Raw genomic sequence first — 20,542 nt, 5'->3', positions numbered from 1 at the left:
AGTCTTCCATAGTCTGGAAGCAAAAAAGACAACCCTTCAGGATTGCCTTTTTCAAACATTCTATATGACTGCAGTTAACCGGTTACTGGGTCTGCTCGTTAGACGGCGGGTTCCTGCTGACTCAAGCAGTGAAAACTTCCCAATCCCCAAATGATATCCGTACTGTCGATTCCAATCACACGTCTTCCTGGGAAGCAATCGGTCAGGATATCAAGGGCCTTTTGATCGTTTTTGTCTCGGAAAGTCGGTACCACCACCACTTCATTGGCAATGTAGAAATTGGCATAGGATGCTGGAAGTCGCTGGTCTTCCCAGATTACCGGACTTGGCATCGGCAGCTCCACGATGTTCAATTGCTTGCCGTTTTCCAGACGCATCTTCTTGAGCATTTCAAGGTTTTCGGCAAGAATCTCGTGGTTTTCGTCGGATTTGTTTTCTTCCACCACGGTCACCACGGTGTCCTCATTCACAAAGCGGGTGATGTCGTCGATATGCCCGTCCGTATCATCCCCAATGATGCCATCTCCTACCCAAAGGATATGCTTAACCCCATAATAATCGCAAAGGTACTTTTCTATTTGGGCCTGATTGAGGTGCGGGTTTCGGTTTTCATTCAGGAGACATGCCGTTGAAGTTAAGAGCGTTCCCTTTCCGTTAAACTCAACCGAACCCCCTTCCATAACGATTCCGGGTTTGAAATAAGGAATGCCCAAATGATCAGCAATTCGAATTGGAATCTGATTGTCCAGATCGTGAGGCGGGTATTTTTCACCCCAAGCATTGTAATTCCACTTCACGAGCACTTTTTTAATTTCCGCATTGGGATTGATCAGAAAGGCAGGTCCGTGGTCTCTACACCAAGCATCATTCGTTGGAAAAAAGTGAAAAAAGATCTTGCTAAGATCCGCACCTGCTTTTTCCAGATGTGCCAAAGCAAACCCCTTCATGGCCTCATCAGCCACGTTGATGTTCACCTTTTGTCCTTTAGCTACTTCAGTGATAAACTGGGAATAAGGCGTAAATATGGTTTCAATCTTACCCGGCCAGCTTGCTTCCTTGTGTGGCCAACTTAACCACATGGATTCCTGAGGTGCAAATTCGGCTGGAAAGTAATAACCCAATTCCGCTGGAGTAACCCCTCCGCTTTTTGCCAATTCAAACAAATCTGCCATGGCTTATTCTTCGTCAAGAAAACGCTTGGTAATCGGATCGTAAGAGTCAATTCTCCGATCTCTCAAGAAAGGCCAATGGGTTCTATAGCGATCTGACCCTGTCAAATCCAGTTCCTCCACGTGAATTTCCTCTTCCAAATGTGGGGCTTTGTAAGTCACTCGACCAAAGGCATTGGACACGAATGATCCTCCCCAAAACTGCATCGGGCCCTCGATTCCGGTTCGATTCACGGAAACTACAGGAATTCCATTAGCGACTGAATGGGAGCGTTGAATAGTCTGCCAAGCATTGTATTGATCTTCATTAGTCTGTGCATCCTGATGTAGCGCCCATCCGATGGCGGTTGGATACACCAAAAAGTCTGCACCTTTCAAAGCCGTAATTCGGGCTGCCTCAGGATACCACTGATCCCAACAGATCAAGACGCCGATCTTACCAAACTTGGTTGGAAAGACCTTATAACCCAAATCGCCTGGCGTGAAGTAAAACTTCTCAAAATAGCCCGGATCGTCAGGAATATGCATTTTTCGGTATTTACCGAGGTAAGTTCCGTCTGCATCAAGAACTGCCGTGGTATTATGGTAGAGCCCTTCCGCACGCTTTTCAAAAAGGGAAGCAACGATGACCACGCCAAGCTCTTTGGCTAAAGCTCCCAAAGTTTCGGTAGATGGACCTGGAATGGATTCTGCCAAAAGGAAATTATCGTAATCCTCCACATCGCAGAAATAGAGCGATCTAAAAAGCTCCTGAAGAACCACAACTTGAGCGCCTTTTTGAGCTGCTGTTCGAACTCCAGCAATGGTTTTCTCCATGTTTTCGGCCACATTCCCAGAGCAACTGAGCTGGACCAGACCTACTTTGACGGTTTTGTTTGCCACGGTGTACGTTTTTGTTTAGGCAGCAAAGATACCTTGGCAAGGGGGGAATGGCAAATAAGAAGGCTGATTCGAAGATTGGAAAATTGAAAGATTTGAAAATTAAGATTTCATGATGGACATGAACTCATTTCAAGTCAACTATTAGGCCTTTGGAAATAAAAATGGTTCACTCCCTAAGCTTTTCCAAGTGATTTAATCCATCCCAAAAACTAGATTCCGACTTTTTAAAATATAAGAATCTTCCCAAATCTATGATTTGGTCCAACTCACACTTCGCTAAAAAATGATCACTTGGCAAAAGTCTCAATAAAACCTACTTTTAACTCAATCTAAACCCATTAACCTATGAAAAAAACAATTCTCATCCTGTTCCTTTGCTGCTTGGGAGTAACCTCCACTTTTGCACAAAAAGGAACTAAAGAACGAGTCAAAGTACACAGCAAAGCCCTCGAAGGGAATCTGATCGGAGATCCTGCAGACCGAGATGTCACCGTTTACCTCCCTCCCTCCTATCAGTCCAATCCAGGAAAGAGATTTCCTGTGCTTTATATGCTTCATGGATTTACTGACAATGATTCCCAATGGTTTGGATGGGAAAGTCATTGGATCAACCTGCAGGATGTCATAGAGCAATCTTTAGCAGAAGGACTTTCCAAAGAGATGATTGTAGTAATGCCCAATGCATATAACCGATTCAAAGGCAGTATGTATGCGAGTTCGGCTACCATTGGCGACTGGGAAACTTTCGTTACGCAGGAATTAGTCAACTATGTCGACTCGAACTACAGAACCCTTCCCAATAAAAAAAGCCGCGGATTAGCAGGTCATTCCATGGGTGGATATGGAACACTTCGGCTGGGAATGAAATACCCTGAGGTTTATTCAGCCATTTACGCATTGAGTCCTTGCTGTATGGATGGTGGAGCTTCCACCAATCCGGAATTAATAAAAAAATTGGAAAGCTTGACCCCAGACCAACTTCAAGAAACATCCTTCTTTGAAATTGCAGCTTTAGCCACTTCCGCAGCGTTTGCTCCGAATCCCAAAAACCCACCTTTGTATTTGGACCTTCCCGCAAAAGATGGATCTCCACGGCAAGATGTAATCAACAAGATCATCGCAAATCGTACCCTGAATTATGTGGATCAATATATTCTTAACCTGAAAAAACTGAGATCCATTGCTATTGATGCAGGACTTCAGGACAGAGGAATTAGTGAGGCAACAAAAACCCTGCATGAAGTTTTGGATTCCTACCAAATCAAGCACTTCTACGAAAGCTATGATGGCGATCATCTCAACCGAATAGCTGAGCGTATACAGACCAAAGCACTTCCTTTCTTTTCTGAAAATCTAGCCTTCCAGTCCGAGATCATTGAAAATGGTGGAACGGGCACCTACCCGGCTATCATGGTTTCAGAACCTTCCCTTCCTACTCACACCGTTTTCAAGCCCCAAGACTTATCCAAATTTGGAGGAGCCAATAAACTTCCAATCATAGCTTGGGGAAATGGAGCTTGCTTCGATTCCCCATGGGAACACGTTAAATTTCTGAATGAAGTAGCTTCGCATGGATTCCTGGTAATCGCCATTGGCACCATGCCCAAGCAAACCGATGTTCGTTCCAAATCTCAAAAACTACTAGATGCCATCGACTGGGCAATTGCTCAAAACTCAGATCCAAACAGCCCCTATTATCAAAAAATAGCTACTGATAAAATCTCAGTAAGTGGCATGTCCTGCGGAGGATTACAAACCTTAGAAGTGGCAGGAGACCCACGAATCACCACCGTAGGCGTTTTCAACAGTGGCGTTTTGGGAAATCCGGGTGGTGGAATGCCGGGGATGCCTCAAGTCACCAAGGATCAATTGAACAACATTAAGGTTCCTACCCTCTATTTATTAGGCGGAAAGTCAGATATCGCTTACGGAAATGGGATGGACGATTTTAACCGAATCAATCATGTACCCATTTTTGTCGGAAACCTGGATGTGGGACATGGAGGCACCTATGGACAGCCTTATGGGGGAGAGTTTGCCAAAGTTGCGACTGCATGGTACAAATGGCAGTTGAAAGGCGATCAAGAAGCTGGCAAACTCTTTTCGGGAAAAACTTCCGGTTTGGCAAAAGCTGAGGGCTGGGTAGTAGAAAAGAAAAACATGGATTGAGTCCATTTTCAGGCCTTTTAGAGGAATGAAAAATAGAGATTTGAATTAAACCTGTCAGGTTTTGAAAACCTGACAGGTAATTTTTTCCATCATTCCGGAATGTGCCCCCTTCCTTCTACCTGAGTTAAAAAACTTGATTTGGTTAAAAAAAGATAAAGCCAATTCTCCTGAGAAGGGTCAAAACCATAAACCTGTTAATTTTCAATTCAAAATTTCCCATGCCTTCTCATGCTCTCAATTTCCAAATTTGAAAAAAAGTATCCTTCAGGTTTCGAAGTGGTTATCCCACAGCTTGATCTACCGATGGGGATTCATTTGCTTATGGGAGGGAATGGATCAGGTAAATCTACCTTACTCAAGGCACTGGCAGGAATTCATCCAGCAAAAGGAACTATTCAGCTGGAGGGTATTTCCTTAGAAAAACAACCCATCGAATACCGTAAAAAAATTGGTTATGCCGAAGCAGAACCTAATTTCCCGGAATTTTTAAGTATCTCAGATTTGATCGAAGTGGTAGCCAAAGCCAAAGCTGCCACCTTAGAAGAAATTGAAGATTTGACCTATCGCTTTGGAACAAACAGCTTCGCCAACTATCCGATAGGTGGGTATTCCTCTGGCATGCTCAAGAAAACTGCTTTGGTTTTGGCCTTTTTGGGCAATCCCAAATGGATCATCTTGGATGAACCTTTTACCACCATCGATATCGAAACCCAAGAGCAATTGATTCGGCTTATTCAGGAAAAATCTTCCGCTGGCACCGGGTTTTTGATCACCTCGCATCAGCCCAGGACTTTGGAAATAATTCAGCTAACATCTATCCTAAGGATGAAGAACGGGAAAATTGAACAACATGGATAGGCGAATTTCCCAGGCATTTATCCAACCTTTCTTCCAAAAGACCTTAGGGTTTTGGGTGCTTCTTTTGCTCGTGGGAGGTGTCTTGATGGAGTTCAAACAACACCTTCAAATTGCCCGGTTTTTGGTCAATCATCCTTCATTATTGGTTTTGACCGCTGTTGGATTTATCCTTTACACTTGGGTCCATCTCAGGATTTTACTTGGCCTAATCAGGTCCCCCAAATATTTGATATTCCATCACCTGGGACTTCTTTCAAAGAAAGACTCCAGAAATTTCTGGACATCAATTTTTCTAACAAACCATAGTCCGGCCGTTGCTTATTTCTTGTTTTTACTATTCATCGGCTGGGAGCAAAATCAACTTCCTGGAGTCCTAATCTTAGGTGTAATTTATTTATCAGGTCTAATGGCAACAGGACTGAAAATTCAGCAAATTTTGAAGCTCCCTATAAAAGAGGCATGGGTTGAGCGCCCCAACTTAAGAAGACCCATTCCCAGATTTACTTGGATATTTTTCCATCTTAAAAATCATCGTCCCCTTTTATTTCTCCTTTCCAAATTGGTGAGCCTTGTACTGCTGAATGGATTTTTCTTCACGTACCTATCTGGAGATTACGACTTCCGATGGTTGCAATTTGGGGTCCTTTGCGTCTCATTCGTTCAGTTTTTCTTGTTGATTGAAAAATCCAATTTTGAACGCCTTAGCCTGAGCTGGACATTAGCCTTGCCTTTTTCCATTTTCAAAAAATCAGGAAATCATCTCGGCAACTTTGTTTTAATCATTGGACCAGAACTTCTTTTTTTAGCTTGGAGAGGTGGAAATGAGCTTCAAGCAATCGATACTAGTAGCCTTATTATATTCTTAATCAGCTTACTGATGGGGATCTATGGATTGATCCTCCAAAAGTCCGAAAGTAGCCGATTTCATTTTTGGATCTTCGGAGGTTTCGCATTGCTATTTTTATCCATTCTTTTTGGTATTCCTTGGTATTTGGTGGCAACCCTTAATGCATTTGGCCTTTTAGGTTCAGTTAGGAACCCTTACCAAGTTTAAAATCACTTCGCTTATTCTGTGGAATTTAAATCGGAAACACTTGAATTTTCCGAAGAATACTCGCTACACAGAACTCAAAGAAATACCACTTGCAATTCAAGTGGAAATATCTATTTTCACACTTTGAGACAATAGACCAAAACCTATGAAAAAACAACTCCTTTTTATTCTGCTATTCTTCGTCGGAATAAGCTCATCACTTAAAGCACAAGAAGCTCTTTTTCGAGCTCAAAACATCATTTCCCCCGAAGTCAATGAGGACAAAACAGTCACCTTTAGACTTTTTGCTCCAAATGCTACCGCTGTTCAGGTTACCGGTGACTTTTTACCAACCGTAAAAATGGAAACTCCAAGAGGCCCGATGGATGGTCCGGGCAAAGCAGAGCTAACCAAAGGAGAAAATGGAGTTTGGGAATTCAAATCCCAGCCTTTGGGAACTGAGCTCTACAATTACTCATTTATCGTGGATGGTTTTAACACCACAGATCCTAGCAATCCATTTTTGATTCGGGATGTGGCTTCTGCTACTAATATTTTTATTGTTGGTGGTGGACATGCAGACCTGTTTATGGTCAATGACATTCCTCATGGCTCCGTTACCAGAAGATGGTATGACTCTCCGGGATTGGGAATGGACAGAAGAATTACCATTTACACTCCTCCGGGATACGAAACCTCCAAAGAATCCTATCCCGTCCTATACCTTCTTCATGGAGCAGGTGGTGACGAGGAGGCTTGGATCAATTTGGGACGAACTTCCCAGATTTTGGACAACCTGATTGCTCAGGGAAAAGCAAAGCCAATGATCGTAGTGATGCCAAATGGAAATGTGATCCAAGATGGTGCTCCCGGAGAAGGAAGTAAAAATATGTATAAGCCTCAATTCATGATTCCAAAAACCATGGATGGAACCTATGAAGGGGCTTTTGAAGACGTCATCAAGTTTGTGGAGAGCAATTATCGAGTAAAGCCAGATAAAGCAAACCGTGCAATCGCAGGACTTTCCATGGGAGGATTTCATACCCTCCATATTTCCAGATATTACCCAAATACCTTTGACTACATGGGCTTGTTTTCAGCAGCGATTATGCCTCGTGAGGATGCCACCGGAAAGGTTTACAGCAACTTTGAAGAGACCCTGAAAATGCAAATGGACAATGGCTACAAATTGTATTGGATTGCTATCGGCAAAACAGATTTCCTCTATGCCGCCAATAAGGAATACCGAGACAAATTAGACGCCATGAAGATGCCTTATGAATATGTAGAATCCGAAGGCGGTCATATCTGGAGAAACTGGAGAGTTTACCTGACCCAGTTTACACCAAGATTATTTCAATAACCTCAAACCTATTTCCTATGAAAATCAACCCAGCACTTAGAAGTTTTGCCTTCCTTATTCTGATAAGCTTTGGCACCAAAGTCCAAGCTCAGGAAATTTCTGCCATGCAGGCACCTCGAGTGGTTTCACCTGAAGTAAATGCTGATAACTCCGTAACCTTTCGAATCCTTTCAGAAAAAGCTAATGAAGTGACTCTAAACGGTTCTTGGATGGGTTTCCGTGAAACCTTGCCTTTGACCAAGGGGGAACAAGGTGTTTGGTCTGTGACCATTCAGCCTCTTGCCTCCTCCATGTACCATTACAATTTCTTCATTGATGGCGTAGCTGCGATTGATGTCACTAACCCACATGCTTTACGGGATGGAACACGATATGCAAGTTTGTTGATGATCCCTGGTGAAGGCTCAGAAGTATATCAATTGAATAAGACACCTCATGGAAATATCTCCCAGGTTTGGTACAATTCTCCGACTTTGGGGACAGACAGAAGAATGTATGTGTACACTCCTCCGGGATATGATTCTGGAAAAGATAGCTACCCTGTTCTTTATCTCCTTCATGGTGCAGGTGGAGATGAGGATGCTTGGTCTTCTTTGGGTAGGGCAAATCTGATTTTGGATAATTTGATTGCTTCTGGAAAATCAAAGCCTATGCTGGTGGTTATGACCAATGGAAATGCTTGGCAAACTTCCACACTTCGCCAAATCCCTGGACTTCCAACTCCAACTCGTGAGACTTTCGCTCAGTTCCAAGGAAAGTTTGAGAAGAGCTTGGTAGAAGACGTTGTGCCTTACATTGAAAAGAATTACCGAGTTAAAGCCGACAAAGATCATAGAGCTTTGGCCGGTCTTTCTATGGGTGGAGGCCATACTATCACAGCCTCCATCACCTACCCTGGCACTTTTGGCTACATCGGCGTTTTCAGTAGCGGAATCTTTGATGCCAATGCAGACATGGCTGAAATGGAAAAGAAATTCCTAGCCCTCAAAGCAACTGGAGTTCATAAATATTGGGTAGCCTGCGGGAAAGAGGACTTTGTCATGGAATCCAATAAAAGATTGTTGAGTGTTTTGGACAAAACCGGATTTGAACACGAATACTTCGAAAATGAAGGCGGTCATACCTGGGCGAATTGGAGAACCTACCTTTCCATGTTTGCACCCATGTTATTCTAAGAATTTCTTAATTACCTATACCAATTACCTAAACCTGAGCACAGTTCGAAAGAGCTGTGTTTTTCTTTTCTATTTTTAAACCCTTTCTAATTTTTCAAAAAGCATTCGGATGAATTACAATCAGAAAAAATTTCGGCCCATTTCAAATTCTTCAAATGGAGAAGTCTCTTCGGAAATGATCTTTCTTTATGAACAAATAGATGACTTGGTCTTCTGTTTCTATCAAGGTGAAAAAATTAGAAAAGGCCATTTAATTGGAAAGGTGGATGGAGAGGGGAAAATCGACATGCGCTACCACCAAGTCAATTCATCCGGTGAAATGCAAACAGGGATTTGTACTTCTACTCCAGAAATTTTACCCAATGGGAAAATCCGCCTTTATGAAAAATGGAAATGGACTTCCGGTGATTTCTCTGCTGGAGAATCAATTTTGGAAGAAGTTTAAAGATTCCCCTTTCTGAATTCCTCCACCGCAAAATTGGCTGCCCTAGCCGTCAAGGCCATGTAAAGAATGGAAGGACTTTGATTTCCGGTACTCGTCATGCACGCCCCATCCGTCACAAAAACATTCTTACAGCCATGCAACTGGTTCCATTCGTTGAGCATGGAGTTTTCCGGGCTTGTCCCCATTCTTGATCCTCCCATTTCATGAATATCCAATCCTGGAGCTTGCTCACTATCCCTTGCTTCAATATTTTTCACTCCGGCTTTTTCCATCATTTCCTGAGCTTCTATCAGAAAATCTTGAAGCATATTTTCATCATTTTGGTCGTAGCCAACTGAAGTAATCAACTGGGGGATTCCAAAAGGATCAGTTTCTGTTTGGCTCAATCGAACATGATTTTCAAACTTGGGAATCGTCTCTCCCTGCATATACATATACACATGCCAATTGCCCGGCTGAGTTTGAGCTTCCTTAAATTCCTGACCAAAAGTGGGATTGGACATTTCCTTTCCCCTACCTCTCCAAGCTCCTGAGAATATGGTATACCCTCCTACAAAATCAAGATTGGGGTCTTTTTTACCCAGGTTTCTGAAATTTGCGATGATGGGTTCGGTCGGATTTCTTCCGAAATAATATTTATCCTGGAACTGCTCCAATTCTCCGGAAACCCAGCCCCGATAATTATGAAATGCCACATATCGACCCAAAAGATCATGGTCATTTCCCAATCCATTGGGGAAACGGTTGGACTTAGAATTCAACAAAACTAAGACACTATTAAGCGCTGATGCATTCAAAAAGATAATTCTCGCTTTGAATTCATGAACTTCCTTGGTCTCTGAATCGATAACTTTTACTCCCGAGGCCTTACCAGTTGCCTCATCATAAATAATGGAATGAACCACCGAATGTGGACGGATAGTCAAATTTCCCGTTCGCTCTGCCCAAGGCAAAGTGGATGAAACCGAACTAAAATATCCACCGAAGGGACATCCTCTCATGCACATGTTTCTGGCTTGGCATTGTCCTCTTCCTTGCTGCAAATGGATTTCCTGAGGATCTGTCAAATGGGCCCATCGGGCATGTACCATGTGGCGATCCGGATAGTTTTCCCTGATTTTTTGACGAATGAAATCCTCAGCGCAGTTGAAAGGGAAAGGCTTCATAAACTCCCCATCAGGCATAGCTTCTATCCCATCTTTGGTTCCACAAACTCCAATAAACTTCTCGACATGGGAATACCAAGGAGCAACATCCTCATAACCAATTGGCCAGTTCATTCCATATCCCTGAAGTTCGGGAGCTTTGAATTCATACTTACTCCAACGCTGAGTAGCTCTTCCCCAAGTCAAAGATTTGCCCCCAACTTGGTAGCCACGGATCCAATCAAAGGGTTTCTCCTGGACATAGGGATGATCTTGATCTTGGATAAAAAAATGCTTGGTCTCCTCACCAAAACCAGCAGCCTTACTGATCAATGGATTCTTTTCCAAATATTCTTGAGTCACCCAACCTCGATGCGGAACTTCCCAAGGTCGGAGCGTGGCAGTTGGATAATCTTTGTTATGGACCACAGAGCGACCCCGCTCGAGAACCAAGGTTTTCAACCCCTTTTCGCAAAGTTCCTTTGCCGCCCAGCCTCCTGAGATTCCTGAACCTACTACTATTGCATCAAAGGTATTTTCCATGTTTGGGGAATGGGTTGTTGTTAATTGTATAGTCCATGGTCGATGGACAATGATTCATCAACTACCGATCTCTAAATTTTTCTAAAATTTCTGAGCTAACCCATTTTTATTCGAAATTCTTAATTTACTTTGTACCTCAAAGTACTTTTAGAATGAAAAAACCAGAACAGGAACTTGCAGAAATAAAGGCAATGATGGAGCGAAGCACCCGCTTCATTTCGCTCAGCGGACTTTCCGGAGTGTTGGCAGGAATCTACGCTTTAATCGGATCTGGAATGGTCTGGTATTGGATCTATGCACCTGCGACAGAATTTGGAAAAAATCTGGAAAGCCTTGGTACTCGAGAATTGATAAACCGGACTTTGCTCACGGGATTCATCGTATTGATTTTGACCTTAAGTTCGGCTTATCTCTTAAGTCAGAAAAAAAGCAAAAAGACCGCTACCAAATTTTGGTCACCCTCGAGCCGCCGATTCTTATCAACCTTGTTTATTCCAGTGATTTCCGGAGGGTTATTTTCTTTTGCATTGATTCATGAAGGTTACTTTCATCTTATCGCTGCAAGTACATTAGTTTTCTATGGATTGGGTTTGATTAATGCAGCACATTTCACCTTAAATGAGATCAAAAATCTAGGTTATGGACAATTGATCCTAGGCCTAATCGCTGCTTTTCATCCAGAATACGGATTGATTTGCTGGGCCTTGGGATTTGGAATCCTCCATATCATCTACGGCTCCATGATGTATTACAAATACGATTGATAACGTGAAGGGGAATTACGACAAAGCGTTTGAGAATGTGGTCCGACTGCGAATCATGTCCATCTTGATGGTCAATGAGCAGTTTGACTTCAATTCTTTCAAGGAACTCTTGGATGTAACTGATGGAAATCTAGCTTCTCACCTGAGAAACCTTGAAAACCAAGGATATATCCAAGTGGAAAAATCCTTCGTTGGCAGAAAGCCTCAAACCAATTATTCCTCCACTCAGGAAGGAAAATCAGCCTTCCAAAGGCATCTGGAATTCCTTGAAAATCTGATTAAAGAAAATAAAACCTAAAAAAATTTATCCACTCACTTTGAAATTCAAAGTACTTTCAAAACTTAAAAAACATGAAACACTCCTCTTTCCTCCCAAATTCAATGAGAGACTTATTCTTGCCAGCTATTCTGGGGGCGTCTCTCCCTCTCGCACTTCTCCTATTTCTTATCCTAAACAAACCCGGAATATTTGAATCTTGGATGTATCTCCCGCTCACGATTATTCCATTTGGCGGTGCTGTTGGGGGGACTTTCTTTTACCTTATGGGCTTTCACTGGTTTCCTGAGGGAAGCAAAAAATTAGCGGCACTTATCTTCAGTACCCTCCTCTATTTCTTTGGAATCTGGATCAGTTCAGTCATGGCATTCGCAATCACCGGTCATTGGAATTAAACTCAAAATCATTCTGAATTATGAAAAATCTTATCATTCAATATCAAAACAATCCCAAAGAACTCGAACTCCTATACCGTAAAAACAAGGCGGCCTTCAAACAGGAATTCAACGAGATTTATTCTGAGATCCAGAGCAATCCTGCATCCGAATTCTGGCACGAGCGACTGAACTATGAATCCGAATCCATTTCTTGGGGTTCTTTTATTCAATGGAGATTCGTCTTGATTGCCTCTTTTATTGCTTGGGTTTATGCCAAGATCCCAGCAATTTTCTCACTAGAAGAGGATTTCTTCTATCCCAGAAATTTAGGCTTTATCGCATTATCTTTTGTCACAGCCTATTTTGCTTGGACAAAAAAACTCCCATCGAAAACCCTGGGAATTATAGCTGCTATCACCATCCTTGCCATCGCATACATCAACCTCCTTCCTGACAATCAGGAGAGTGATTCCATAATTTTGGCTTGCATCCATCTTCCTTTGCTTCTTTGGGCAATTCTTGGATTTTCCTTTGTGGGTGGAGAGATGAACCAATTATCCAGAAGGCTGGATTTCTTAAGGTTTAATGGCGATGCGATTATTATGGGAGCCGTTCTGTTTATTTCTGGCTTGCTTTTGTCGGGAATCACCATCGGACTTTTTAATCTTATCGGAATAAAAATTGAGCAACTTTACATGGAATGGATTGCCGTTTTCGGCTTTTCCGCTGCACCTCTGGTTGCATCCCATCTAACCCAAACCAACCCCCAACTGATCAACAAAGTACCACCAATTATTGCCAAGATATTCAGCCCTCTCGTTTTAGTGATGCTAGTCATTTATTTGGGAGCCTTTGTTTTTTCCGGCAAAGACCCCTACAATGACCGGGAATTCCTTTTGCTATTCAATATGCTCTTGATTGGGGTGATGGCCTTGGTGTTTTTCGCCGTGGCAGAATCTTCCGATGAGAGAAATAAAGGCGTTGGAACTTGGGTTTTAACAGCGCTTTCGTTGGTGACCATCCTATTAAACCTGATCGCTCTTTCAGCTATTGTATTCAGAATCACAGAATGGGGAATCACCCCAAATCGTATGGCAGTCATAGGAGTCAATATTCTGATGCTCATCCATTTGATTTTAGTCAGTAGAAATTTAATCCAAACAGTTCAAGGCAAATCTCAATTGAAAGAAGTTGGACTTACCATCGTCCGATTCTTGCCTATTTATTTTATCTGGACTGCCTTGGTGGTATTTGGTTTTCCTTTGGTCTTTGGCTTCCAATAAATCAAAATGCTATTTTCTCAATTATGAGACAATAATGAATGATATGAAAAAAATCTGCCTAGAAATAAATATCTTTCGTGTCATAAACTTTACCCTAACCTGAAACCCGAACAAAAGAAGCCCAATCGCTGATTTTGTAATGATCTTCAGGATTCATCAAACCCATTCACACCAAATGAAAAAAACAAATCTTAGCCTAGCCTTATTGTTGGCTTTGATCCTTGGATTCACCTCTTGTGGTCCAAAGACCGAACAAGTGGAAGAAGCTGTTGTGGAAGAATCTTCCAATTTTGGAGGTCTTGCGCTGTACACAGTTCGCGATTCTATGGCTAGCAATCCAAAAGCTACCCTTCAGGCAGTTGCAGCAGCTGGATATGCTTATGTGGAAGCCGCAAATTATGAAGATGGAAAATTCTACGGCATGGCTCCTGCGGAATTCAAATCTTTCTTGGACTCTTTGGGACTTACTGCGGTAAGTGCTCACATGGGAATGGTTAACATGGAAAATGCTGACCAGCTAATTACAGATGTAAAAGCTGCTGGCATTGGTTATTTCGTGATCCCAGTTCCTCCTATGGGCATGTTCACTTTTGATCCAGCTACACGAACTCTTGGAATGAAAGGAACAGCAGATGAACTTGTAAGCATTATGAACACCCTTGGTGAAAAATGCCATGCTGCAGGCATCAAACTTCTTTACCACAACCATGATTTTGAATTTAAGCCTATGGCTGACGGTACAGTGATCGAGGAAGTGCTATTGGAAAAGTGTAATCCTGAGTGGGTAAACTTCCAAATGGACTTGTACTGGGTAACTAAAGCAGAGGCAAGCCCATTGGCTTACTTTGAAAAATATCCAGGAAGATTCAAGGCTTGGCATGTTAAAGACATGGATTCAGCTGGAAACTTTGCTCCAGTAGGAACCGGTAAAATTGACTTCGCTCAAATCTTGGCTGCAAAAGCACAATCCGGAATGGAATTTTACTTGGTTGAACAAGACAACACCTTCGGTTTAGATCCATTAGAGGCAATCAAAATCAGCCATGAAGGATTGAAGAAGTTTGGATTTGAATAAATCCTGTTTCCTTACCCAACCCATCAAAAAAGCCAACCCTAAGGTTGGCTTTTTCATTTATAGAAGTTCGATTAGCTGACCGACGACCATGAATTTGAACCCTTTCTCCTAAAAAAAGACAAAAATCCGAGCAAGAAGCCTTTATATTTGGCCCTTATCCAAAAAAATAAACTAAGCCAACTCAATCCAATTCATAAATGGTAGAACTCATTAATTCAATCAACGGACTCATTTGGAGTAACGCACTCATTCTTTTATGTCTGGGTGCTGGCATTTACTTTTCATTTGTCACCAAGTTTGTTCAGGTTCGATACTTCAAAGAAATGATCAAGCTCCTGTTTAAAGGAAAATCCTCAGAACAAGGAGTTTCTTCATTTCAGGCTTTTGCATTGGCACTTTCAGGTAGAATTGGAACTGGAAATATCGCAGGAGTAGCCACAGCAATCGCCATGGGAGGTCCTGGATCCATTTTTTGGATGTGGGTAATTGCATTTTTGGGTTCGGCATCGGCTTATATCGAAGCCACATTAGGACAGATCTACAAGGAAGTAAAAGAAGGCGAATACCGAGGTGGACCTGCCTTCTATATCCAAAAAGGACTTGGAATCAAGTGGTATGCAATTGCCTTTGCGGTTGTCACCATTATCAGTATGTCGCTACTTCTCCCAGGAGTCCAAAGTAATAGCATTGCACTGAGCATGAATACTGCTTTTCAGGTACCTGTTGAGTGGACCGGAGGAATCGTAGTGGTGTTTTTGGGAATGATCATTTTTGGAGGGGTGAAACGAATCGGAAAAGTGGCAGAATTCGTCGTACCCTTCATGGCCTTAGGATATATTCTTTTGGCACAGATTATTATGATCCTGAATTTCAAAGAAATTCCCGCGGTTATATCCTTAATCATCAAATCCGCCTTTAATCTGGAATCGCTTTATTCTGGTGTTTTTGGATTAGCCATCGCTTGGGGAATCAAGCGAGGAATTTATTCCAATGAAGCCGGTCAAGGTACCGCACCTCACGCCGCCGCCGCTGCAGAAGTTAGCCATCCTGCCAAGCAAGGGTTAGTACAGGCTTTTTCGGTTTACATTGATACCCTTTTTGTGTGTACCGCCACTGCCTTTATGATTCTATTTACAGGTCAATACAATGTGATCAATCCAGATGGTGGATTTATCGTAGAAAATCTCCCTGGAATCAGTTTTGGCCCCGAATTCACCCAGATGGCTATTGCTACCCACTTTCCTTCCTTGGGAGCAGGATTTGTCGCGATTGCCTTGATGTTCTTTGCATTCACAACAATCATGGCCTATTACTACATCGCAGAAACCAACTTGAGCTTTCTTCAAAAAGATGGCAAACAAAAATGGCCAGTCTACCTGCTTCGGGCATTGATTCTAGGCGCTACATTTTTTGGATCGATCCGAACTGCCGAACTCGCTTGGACGCTGGGAGATATTGGAGTGGGGATGATGGCTTGGCTAAATGTGATAGCAATCATTTTACTTCGTAAGCCCGCTCTCAGAGCACTAAAAGATTACAAAAAGCAAAAGGATGAAGGAAAAGATCCCGTATTCGATTTCGAAGGATTTGAACATGAACCCGTAAAGAAGTAAGTGAAAAGCAGGACTAAGTTCCTGCTTTTTTTCTATCCTAAGGACAGGATGACTTTTCGCCGGTATTTTCTTACTTTTTGAATCCGCCAATCTTACAGATCCATGTCATTTCTATTTCTGCTTTACTCTACCCTCCACACCTTTTTTTTCAGCTTGCCCCAGGAAAACCCAAAACCAAATATTGTCCTGATTTTAGCTGATGATTTGGGCTGGTCAGATATTGGATGTTACGGAAGTGAAGTGGAAACTCCGAATTTAGATTGGCTCGCTCAACGAGGTGTTCGATTCACCCAGATGTATAACACTTCGAAATGTAATCCCTCTCGAGCGGCTTTACTGACCGGACTTTATGCCCATCAAGTGGGGTATGAGGCTACTTATCAGCAACCTCTCAAAAATGCCACTACCCTAGGGGAAATAATGAAGTCGGCTGGCTATCTAACTTTTTGGTCAGGAAAACATCATGGCTTTGATCACCCTATGGATCGAGGATTTGAAAGATATTACGGTTTGAAAGAAGGCGCTTCCAACCATTTCAACCCCGGACCTCAACGGATTGGTGAAGCCAAACCAGCGCAGAAAAGACCTGATCGACCATTCTATGTAGACAGAGAATTATTTCAACCCTATTCTCCTCCATCAGATTATTATTCAACAGACTATTTCACCAAATACGCCCTTTCTTGGCTAGATGAATACCATAATGACCAGCGACCTTTTTTCCTTTATCTCGCTTACACAGCCCCGCATGATCCACTGATGGCTTGGCCGGAAGACATCGCCAAGTACAAAGGGATGTATGATGAGGGCTATGAAGCTATCCGCCAACGAAGATTTGAAAAGCAGAAAAAGCTGGGAATCATACCTGCTAACCAACCGATGAGTGAGCCCACTTTCGTGAATTGGAATATGTTATCCGATTCTTTGAAAAAGGCTGAAGCTCAAAAAATGGAAGTTTATGCAGCCATGATCAATCGGATGGACCAGAAAATTGGTGAGATCATCCATAAACTTAAAGAGCAGGGCAAATTGGAAAATACTGTTTTCATTTTTCTTTCTGACAATGGGGCTTCGGCTGAAATGGTCAATATTCCGGGAAATGGAAACATCGGAACCGTGGGCCAATGGACATCATTAGGTGCCGATTGGGCCAACGTAGGAAATACTCCCAATCGATTTTTCAAAAATTACTCCCATGAAGGAGGAATTAAAACCCCTTTGATCATCTCATGGCCTAAAGGATTGCCACCAACAAATCCCATAAGTCAATTTCCCGCACACCTCATCGACATTATGCCAACTCTGATGGATCTTTCTGGGGCTAATTACCCCGACGAATTTCAGGGGAAACCCGTATTGCCCTATCAAGGTCTGAGTTTAATTCCTGCCACAAAAGGCCACGTAGACACCCGAAACAAACCACTATTTTGGGAATGGGCTACAGGCAGAGCAGTTCGAGATGGCGATTGGAAATTGGTTGCTTTTGGTAAAAATGAACCCTGGGAGCTGTATAACTTACGCTCTGATCCTTATGAAAGAAACAATCTTTCTATCCAGTATCCTGAAAAAGTAGATCGTTTGGCCAGCTTGTTTTTTAAATGGAAATCTGAGGTAAGTCAATCCGAACCAGAGACAAAAGTCACCCAGTAATTCCCAATTCCTCCCTAAACTTGGGCTATGGGAAGCAATACTACCGTCATAATTTTAGTTGTAGTTGTAATTGGACACTTCCTGTTGGGCCTAGGATATCTGCTTTATAAGCTCAGTGGGAAACCAAAGGATCAAAAAAAGGAAGACTAATCGCCTTCCTTTTTTGGGATTCCATCGATAATATGCTCCCTCAGGATTTCAAAAAATACATCTCCCAAATCCCTCGATTTTTAATTTCAATACTACCTCGGTATTCACATTCAAATTCATCTTTGATGATCTCGTAGGTAGTACCTGAAATATTGATCTTTCCTTCTTCAGAATTGCTTTCCATTCGTGACGCGATATTTACTGTATCGCCCCAAATATCATATTGCCACTTTTTAACCCCTACAATTCCCGCCACAATTGGACCGGTATGAATTCCGATCCGCATTTCAAACTGCACAATTCCTTCCGGCTTGGGCTTATAGATAAACTCCATCATTTCTAATCCGGCTCTTGCGACATCAAATGCATGCCGCTCAGTTTCCGTAGGAAGACCACCCGCGCACATGTAGGAATCCCCTATTGTTTTGATCTTTTCAAGTCCATATTTATCCACGATCGAATCAAACTCTTTGAAGTAATAGTCGATACTTTCCACAAGCTGCTCTGGGGAAATTTCTTCAGCCAAGCTCGAAAAACTCTTAAAATCCGTAAAAAGGACGGTGGTTGAATTAAATCGATGTGCTTTTACTTTTCCATGAATCTTAAGCTCGTCGGCAATTTCTTCTGGAAGAATGTTAAGCAGAAGATCCTCAGATCGGTTTTTCTCTTCCTCGATAATTTTATTTGCCTCTTTTTCGAATTTAAATCTACGGTAGGATACTAAAGCCAGAAGTGCGACCAGGATGAGCATTACAACAACTCCATAAAGCAATAGAGTCTGACGCTTTGCCCTTAAGGTGGCGATGGTAGCTGCACTTTCTAGTAGATCCACTTCCGCCTGTTTTTGAGATACTTCAAAGTCGGTTCTCAAATTGGCCATTTCTTGAACCGACTGGACATTTTTTACACTATCCCTGAATTGAATGTGCTTTTTGTAAAATTCAAGTGCCTTGGAAGGATTATTCAAACTTTCATAAATTCCTGAAAGGAGTAGGTTAGCCTCACTGATTTGATCTTTAAGCCCATATTTACTTGCCAGATCCAAACTTTTTCGGGCATATGAAAGCGAGGATTGACGATCGCCATGCTCTAAATAGATCTTGGATAAATAATTTAGATAAACTGAAATTGGATAATATTCATGGTACTTTTCCAAAATCTCTATGGCCTGATTGATCCTTCTTTCGGAGGTCAATTGGTCTCCATATTCTGCGAATATCATCCCAAGATTCCCCAGGCAATAGGCCTTACCCAATTCAAAATTGACCTTTTCAAAAATCAATTGAGCTCTCTCCACGAAAGACAAGGCGGAGTCCAATTTCCCCAACTTTAAATACTCATCCCCTGCATTAAAGATCGCTGTACCCAAAGCTGTAGAATCGCTTTCCTGCTCCAGAATTTCAATCCCTTTTCGATAATAAATGGTAGCATTTTGACTATTCTCGCTAGCAGAATAAGTATCTGCGATAGTGATATAGGATCTACCCTGAGCCTTCATTGACCCTGATTTTTGAGCATATTTCAGGGACTCAAAAAAATATTCTAAAGCTTTAGATAAGTTACCCTTGTATTTATAGGAGTATCCAATCATAATTTTCGCACTTGAAATATGATCGTCAAGGGAATCCTTTAGGGCTTTCTGGAGATAGATCTCCCCATATTTCAACAAACTGTCAGGATTGGCTTCAAACTCAATAATACTACCCAAATAGTCAAGATTTTGCTCCCCACTCCCATAGTACAATTCCTTGATGCTGTCCACTTTTGATCGAACCTGATCTGGCTCTTGCCTGGATTGGGCAAAAGAAAAACTAAGTATCGAAAAACATAAAAAGAAGAAAAGTTGATTTTTCAAGTAATAAATAGTTAATTAAGGTACTCTGGTGATTTTAACCTGGGCAATAACTGTATTTCTAAACCCCACTCAATAAAAAGAGGATTTAAAATATCACCAAACTAGAGAATTTATGGGGTGGTGGTAATTCTAATTTTGGGATCAAGCTCAAAGGTTTTAGTCTCTCCGGTTACCGCTGATTTGATTGTGAATCGGATGGTATATTTTACCGAACCTTCTCCTGAGGTATCCTCGACTTTTACTTTAGCTTTTCTCCCTCCTCCTGGAATTGGATTTTTAGCAAAGGCTTCAATATTTCCCGTCCAAGGAAAGTCTAGAAATTTGATTTGATATACCTCTTGATGGTTTCCGGTATCCACAATTTCCCAATTAATAAATTTGGAAATATATGCTTCAGATTCAAAATCAGAAGGTTTTCCATTTCCACTTGCTCCTCTATTATTATCTGAAAGCCTCGAATATTCTTCAACATTTCCACCATTAAAGATAGCCTCAGCATTGATGTTGTACTTTATACTTATATCCTTTGCGCTCTGACTATAGGAACTGGTGATTCCAAAAAAGAGGAAAAGGAAGGCTGCGAATAAAAAACTGAGATTTTTCATACCAAGAATTTAATGTTTATTAATATGCTAGAATATAGAAATAATTCTTTTAATCAAGAATACATTTAAAAATTCCTTTAAATAATTAAATAAAAAAATGTTTTAAATATC

Annotated in this window: 18 protein-coding genes; 13 read left to right on the top strand and 5 right to left on the bottom strand. The window is 41.8% G+C overall.

The features are described from left to right. Nucleotides 1-98: 98 nt before the first annotated feature. Together AO498_RS08495 and AO498_RS08490 are read right to left on the bottom strand one after the other, a co-directional pair. Entirely contained in the window at nucleotides 99-1,172 is a 1,074-nt protein-coding gene (locus AO498_RS08495) for an agmatine deiminase family protein (protein WP_067546008.1), read from the bottom strand. Nucleotides 1,173-1,175: 3 nt separating this feature from the next. Beyond that, nucleotides 1,176-2,051: a carbon-nitrogen hydrolase gene (locus AO498_RS08490; protein WP_067546005.1), complete on the bottom strand. Its 876-nt coding sequence runs from the start codon at nucleotides 2,049-2,051 to the stop codon at nucleotides 1,176-1,178. A gap of 345 nt (nucleotides 2,052-2,396) precedes the next feature. Between AO498_RS08490 and AO498_RS08485 the strand changes: the two genes are divergently transcribed. The 6 genes from AO498_RS08485 (at nucleotide 2,397) to AO498_RS08460 (ending at nucleotide 9,094) form a co-directional block, all read left to right on the top strand. Further along, entirely contained in the window at nucleotides 2,397-4,220 is a 1,824-nt protein-coding gene (locus tag AO498_RS08485; RefSeq protein ID WP_067546002.1) for an alpha/beta hydrolase-fold protein, read from the top strand. Nucleotides 4,221-4,448: 228 nt separating this feature from the next. Then, entirely contained in the window at nucleotides 4,449-5,078 is a 630-nt protein-coding gene (locus AO498_RS08480) for an ATP-binding cassette domain-containing protein (protein ID WP_067545999.1), read from the top strand. Beyond that, complete coding sequence (locus tag AO498_RS08475; RefSeq protein ID WP_067545996.1) at nucleotides 5,071-6,132, top strand: hypothetical protein; 1,062 nt, start codon at nucleotides 5,071-5,073, stop codon at nucleotides 6,130-6,132. The genes AO498_RS08480 and AO498_RS08475 overlap by 8 nt, the downstream gene beginning before the upstream one ends. A 145-nt stretch (nucleotides 6,133-6,277) precedes the next feature. Beyond that, on the top strand, nucleotides 6,278-7,474 hold the full coding sequence (locus tag AO498_RS08470) for an esterase (protein WP_067545994.1): 1,197 nt from the start codon (nucleotides 6,278-6,280) through the stop codon (nucleotides 7,472-7,474). 17 nt (nucleotides 7,475-7,491) lie between these two features. Continuing rightward, entirely contained in the window at nucleotides 7,492-8,649 is a 1,158-nt protein-coding gene (locus tag AO498_RS08465) for an esterase (RefSeq protein ID WP_067545990.1), read from the top strand. A 109-nt stretch (nucleotides 8,650-8,758) separates the two neighbouring features. Continuing rightward, on the top strand, nucleotides 8,759-9,094 hold the full coding sequence (locus tag AO498_RS08460; protein WP_067545987.1) for an avidin-fold protein: 336 nt from the start codon (nucleotides 8,759-8,761) through the stop codon (nucleotides 9,092-9,094). Here AO498_RS08460 and AO498_RS08455 read toward each other — a convergent pair. Next, nucleotides 9,091-10,782: a GMC oxidoreductase gene (locus AO498_RS08455; protein ID WP_067545984.1), complete on the bottom strand. Its 1,692-nt coding sequence runs from the start codon at nucleotides 10,780-10,782 to the stop codon at nucleotides 9,091-9,093. The genes AO498_RS08460 and AO498_RS08455 overlap by 4 nt on opposite strands. Before the next feature lie 152 nt (nucleotides 10,783-10,934). Here AO498_RS08455 and AO498_RS08450 point away from each other — a divergent pair, with 152 nt between their 5' ends. The 7 genes from AO498_RS08450 to AO498_RS08420 all read left to right on the top strand — a co-directional run bounded on the left by AO498_RS08450 (nucleotide 10,935) and on the right by AO498_RS08420 (nucleotide 17,821). Further along, on the top strand, nucleotides 10,935-11,546 hold the full coding sequence (locus AO498_RS08450; RefSeq protein ID WP_067545981.1) for a hypothetical protein: 612 nt from the start codon (nucleotides 10,935-10,937) through the stop codon (nucleotides 11,544-11,546). A 4-nt stretch (nucleotides 11,547-11,550) separates the two neighbouring features. Then, nucleotides 11,551-11,844 carry a winged helix-turn-helix domain-containing protein gene (locus tag AO498_RS08445; RefSeq protein WP_082792205.1) on the top strand — a complete coding sequence of 98 codons (294 nt, stop codon included), beginning with the start codon at nucleotides 11,551-11,553 and terminating at the stop codon, nucleotides 11,842-11,844. 53 nt (nucleotides 11,845-11,897) lie between these two features. Continuing rightward, nucleotides 11,898-12,218, top strand: coding sequence for a hypothetical protein (locus AO498_RS08440; RefSeq protein ID WP_067545976.1), 321 nt, complete (start codon nucleotides 11,898-11,900; stop codon nucleotides 12,216-12,218). A 20-nt stretch (nucleotides 12,219-12,238) separates the two neighbouring features. After that, on the top strand, nucleotides 12,239-13,483 hold the full coding sequence (locus AO498_RS08435; RefSeq protein WP_067545974.1) for a DUF4153 domain-containing protein: 1,245 nt from the start codon (nucleotides 12,239-12,241) through the stop codon (nucleotides 13,481-13,483). Between the two features lie 175 nt (nucleotides 13,484-13,658). Beyond that, on the top strand, nucleotides 13,659-14,558 hold the full coding sequence (locus AO498_RS08430; protein ID WP_067550363.1) for a sugar phosphate isomerase/epimerase family protein: 900 nt from the start codon (nucleotides 13,659-13,661) through the stop codon (nucleotides 14,556-14,558). 197 nt (nucleotides 14,559-14,755) lie between these two features. Beyond that, a complete protein-coding gene (locus AO498_RS08425; protein WP_067545971.1) occupies nucleotides 14,756-16,171 on the top strand; it encodes an alanine/glycine:cation symporter family protein in 1,416 nt (471 codons plus the stop codon). A 102-nt stretch (nucleotides 16,172-16,273) separates the two neighbouring features. After that, a complete protein-coding gene (locus tag AO498_RS08420; RefSeq protein ID WP_067545968.1) occupies nucleotides 16,274-17,821 on the top strand; it encodes an arylsulfatase in 1,548 nt (515 codons plus the stop codon). 190 nt (nucleotides 17,822-18,011) lie between these two features. Here AO498_RS08420 and AO498_RS08415 read toward each other — a convergent pair whose 3' ends face one another. Together AO498_RS08415 and AO498_RS08410 are read right to left on the bottom strand one after the other, a co-directional pair. Continuing rightward, on the bottom strand, nucleotides 18,012-19,826 hold the full coding sequence (locus AO498_RS08415; protein WP_067545965.1) for an adenylate/guanylate cyclase domain-containing protein: 1,815 nt from the start codon (nucleotides 19,824-19,826) through the stop codon (nucleotides 18,012-18,014). Between the two features lie 110 nt (nucleotides 19,827-19,936). Then, the gene (locus AO498_RS08410) at nucleotides 19,937-20,431 is read right to left on the bottom strand and encodes a hypothetical protein (RefSeq protein WP_067545962.1); all 495 of its coding nucleotides are present in this window, start codon (nucleotides 20,429-20,431) and stop codon (nucleotides 19,937-19,939) included. Nucleotides 20,432-20,542: the final 111 nt, after the last annotated feature.

Origin of the sequence: Algoriphagus sanaruensis (genome assembly GCF_001593605.1) — a bacterium.
In the GTDB taxonomy this organism is placed as follows: Bacteria; Bacteroidota; Bacteroidia; order Cytophagales; family Cyclobacteriaceae; genus Algoriphagus; species Algoriphagus sanaruensis.
The sequence above is the reverse complement of the archived record's forward strand: the minus strand, read 5'-3'. Positions and strand labels throughout refer to the sequence as shown.

Excerpts from the sequence above, each read along its gene's own strand:
- AO498_RS08440 (WP_067545976.1), top strand. The coding sequence starts at position 11,898 with ATGAAACACTCCTCTTTCCTCCCAAATTCAATGAGAGACTTATTCTTG.
- AO498_RS08475 (WP_067545996.1), top strand. The coding sequence starts at position 5,071 with ATGGATAGGCGAATTTCCCAGGCATTTATCCAACCTTTCTTCCAAAAG.
- AO498_RS08460 (WP_067545987.1), top strand. The coding sequence starts at position 8,759 with ATGAATTACAATCAGAAAAAATTTCGGCCCATTTCAAATTCTTCAAAT.
- AO498_RS08435 (WP_067545974.1), top strand. The coding sequence starts at position 12,239 with ATGAAAAATCTTATCATTCAATATCAAAACAATCCCAAAGAACTCGAA.
- AO498_RS08430 (WP_067550363.1), top strand. The coding sequence starts at position 13,659 with ATGAAAAAAACAAATCTTAGCCTAGCCTTATTGTTGGCTTTGATCCTT.
- AO498_RS08495 (WP_067546008.1), bottom strand. The coding sequence starts at position 1,172 with ATGGCAGATTTGTTTGAATTGGCAAAAAGCGGAGGGGTTACTCCAGCG.
- AO498_RS08410 (WP_067545962.1), bottom strand. The coding sequence starts at position 20,431 with ATGAAAAATCTCAGTTTTTTATTCGCAGCCTTCCTTTTCCTCTTTTTT.
- AO498_RS08420 (WP_067545968.1), top strand. The coding sequence starts at position 16,274 with ATGTCATTTCTATTTCTGCTTTACTCTACCCTCCACACCTTTTTTTTC.
- AO498_RS08450 (WP_067545981.1), top strand. The coding sequence starts at position 10,935 with ATGAAAAAACCAGAACAGGAACTTGCAGAAATAAAGGCAATGATGGAG.
- AO498_RS08485 (WP_067546002.1), top strand. The coding sequence starts at position 2,397 with ATGAAAAAAACAATTCTCATCCTGTTCCTTTGCTGCTTGGGAGTAACC.
- AO498_RS08425 (WP_067545971.1), top strand. The coding sequence starts at position 14,756 with ATGGTAGAACTCATTAATTCAATCAACGGACTCATTTGGAGTAACGCA.
- AO498_RS08465 (WP_067545990.1), top strand. The coding sequence starts at position 7,492 with ATGAAAATCAACCCAGCACTTAGAAGTTTTGCCTTCCTTATTCTGATA.
- AO498_RS08470 (WP_067545994.1), top strand. The coding sequence starts at position 6,278 with ATGAAAAAACAACTCCTTTTTATTCTGCTATTCTTCGTCGGAATAAGC.
- AO498_RS08480 (WP_067545999.1), top strand. The coding sequence starts at position 4,449 with ATGCTCTCAATTTCCAAATTTGAAAAAAAGTATCCTTCAGGTTTCGAA.
- AO498_RS08455 (WP_067545984.1), bottom strand. The coding sequence starts at position 10,782 with ATGGAAAATACCTTTGATGCAATAGTAGTAGGTTCAGGAATCTCAGGA.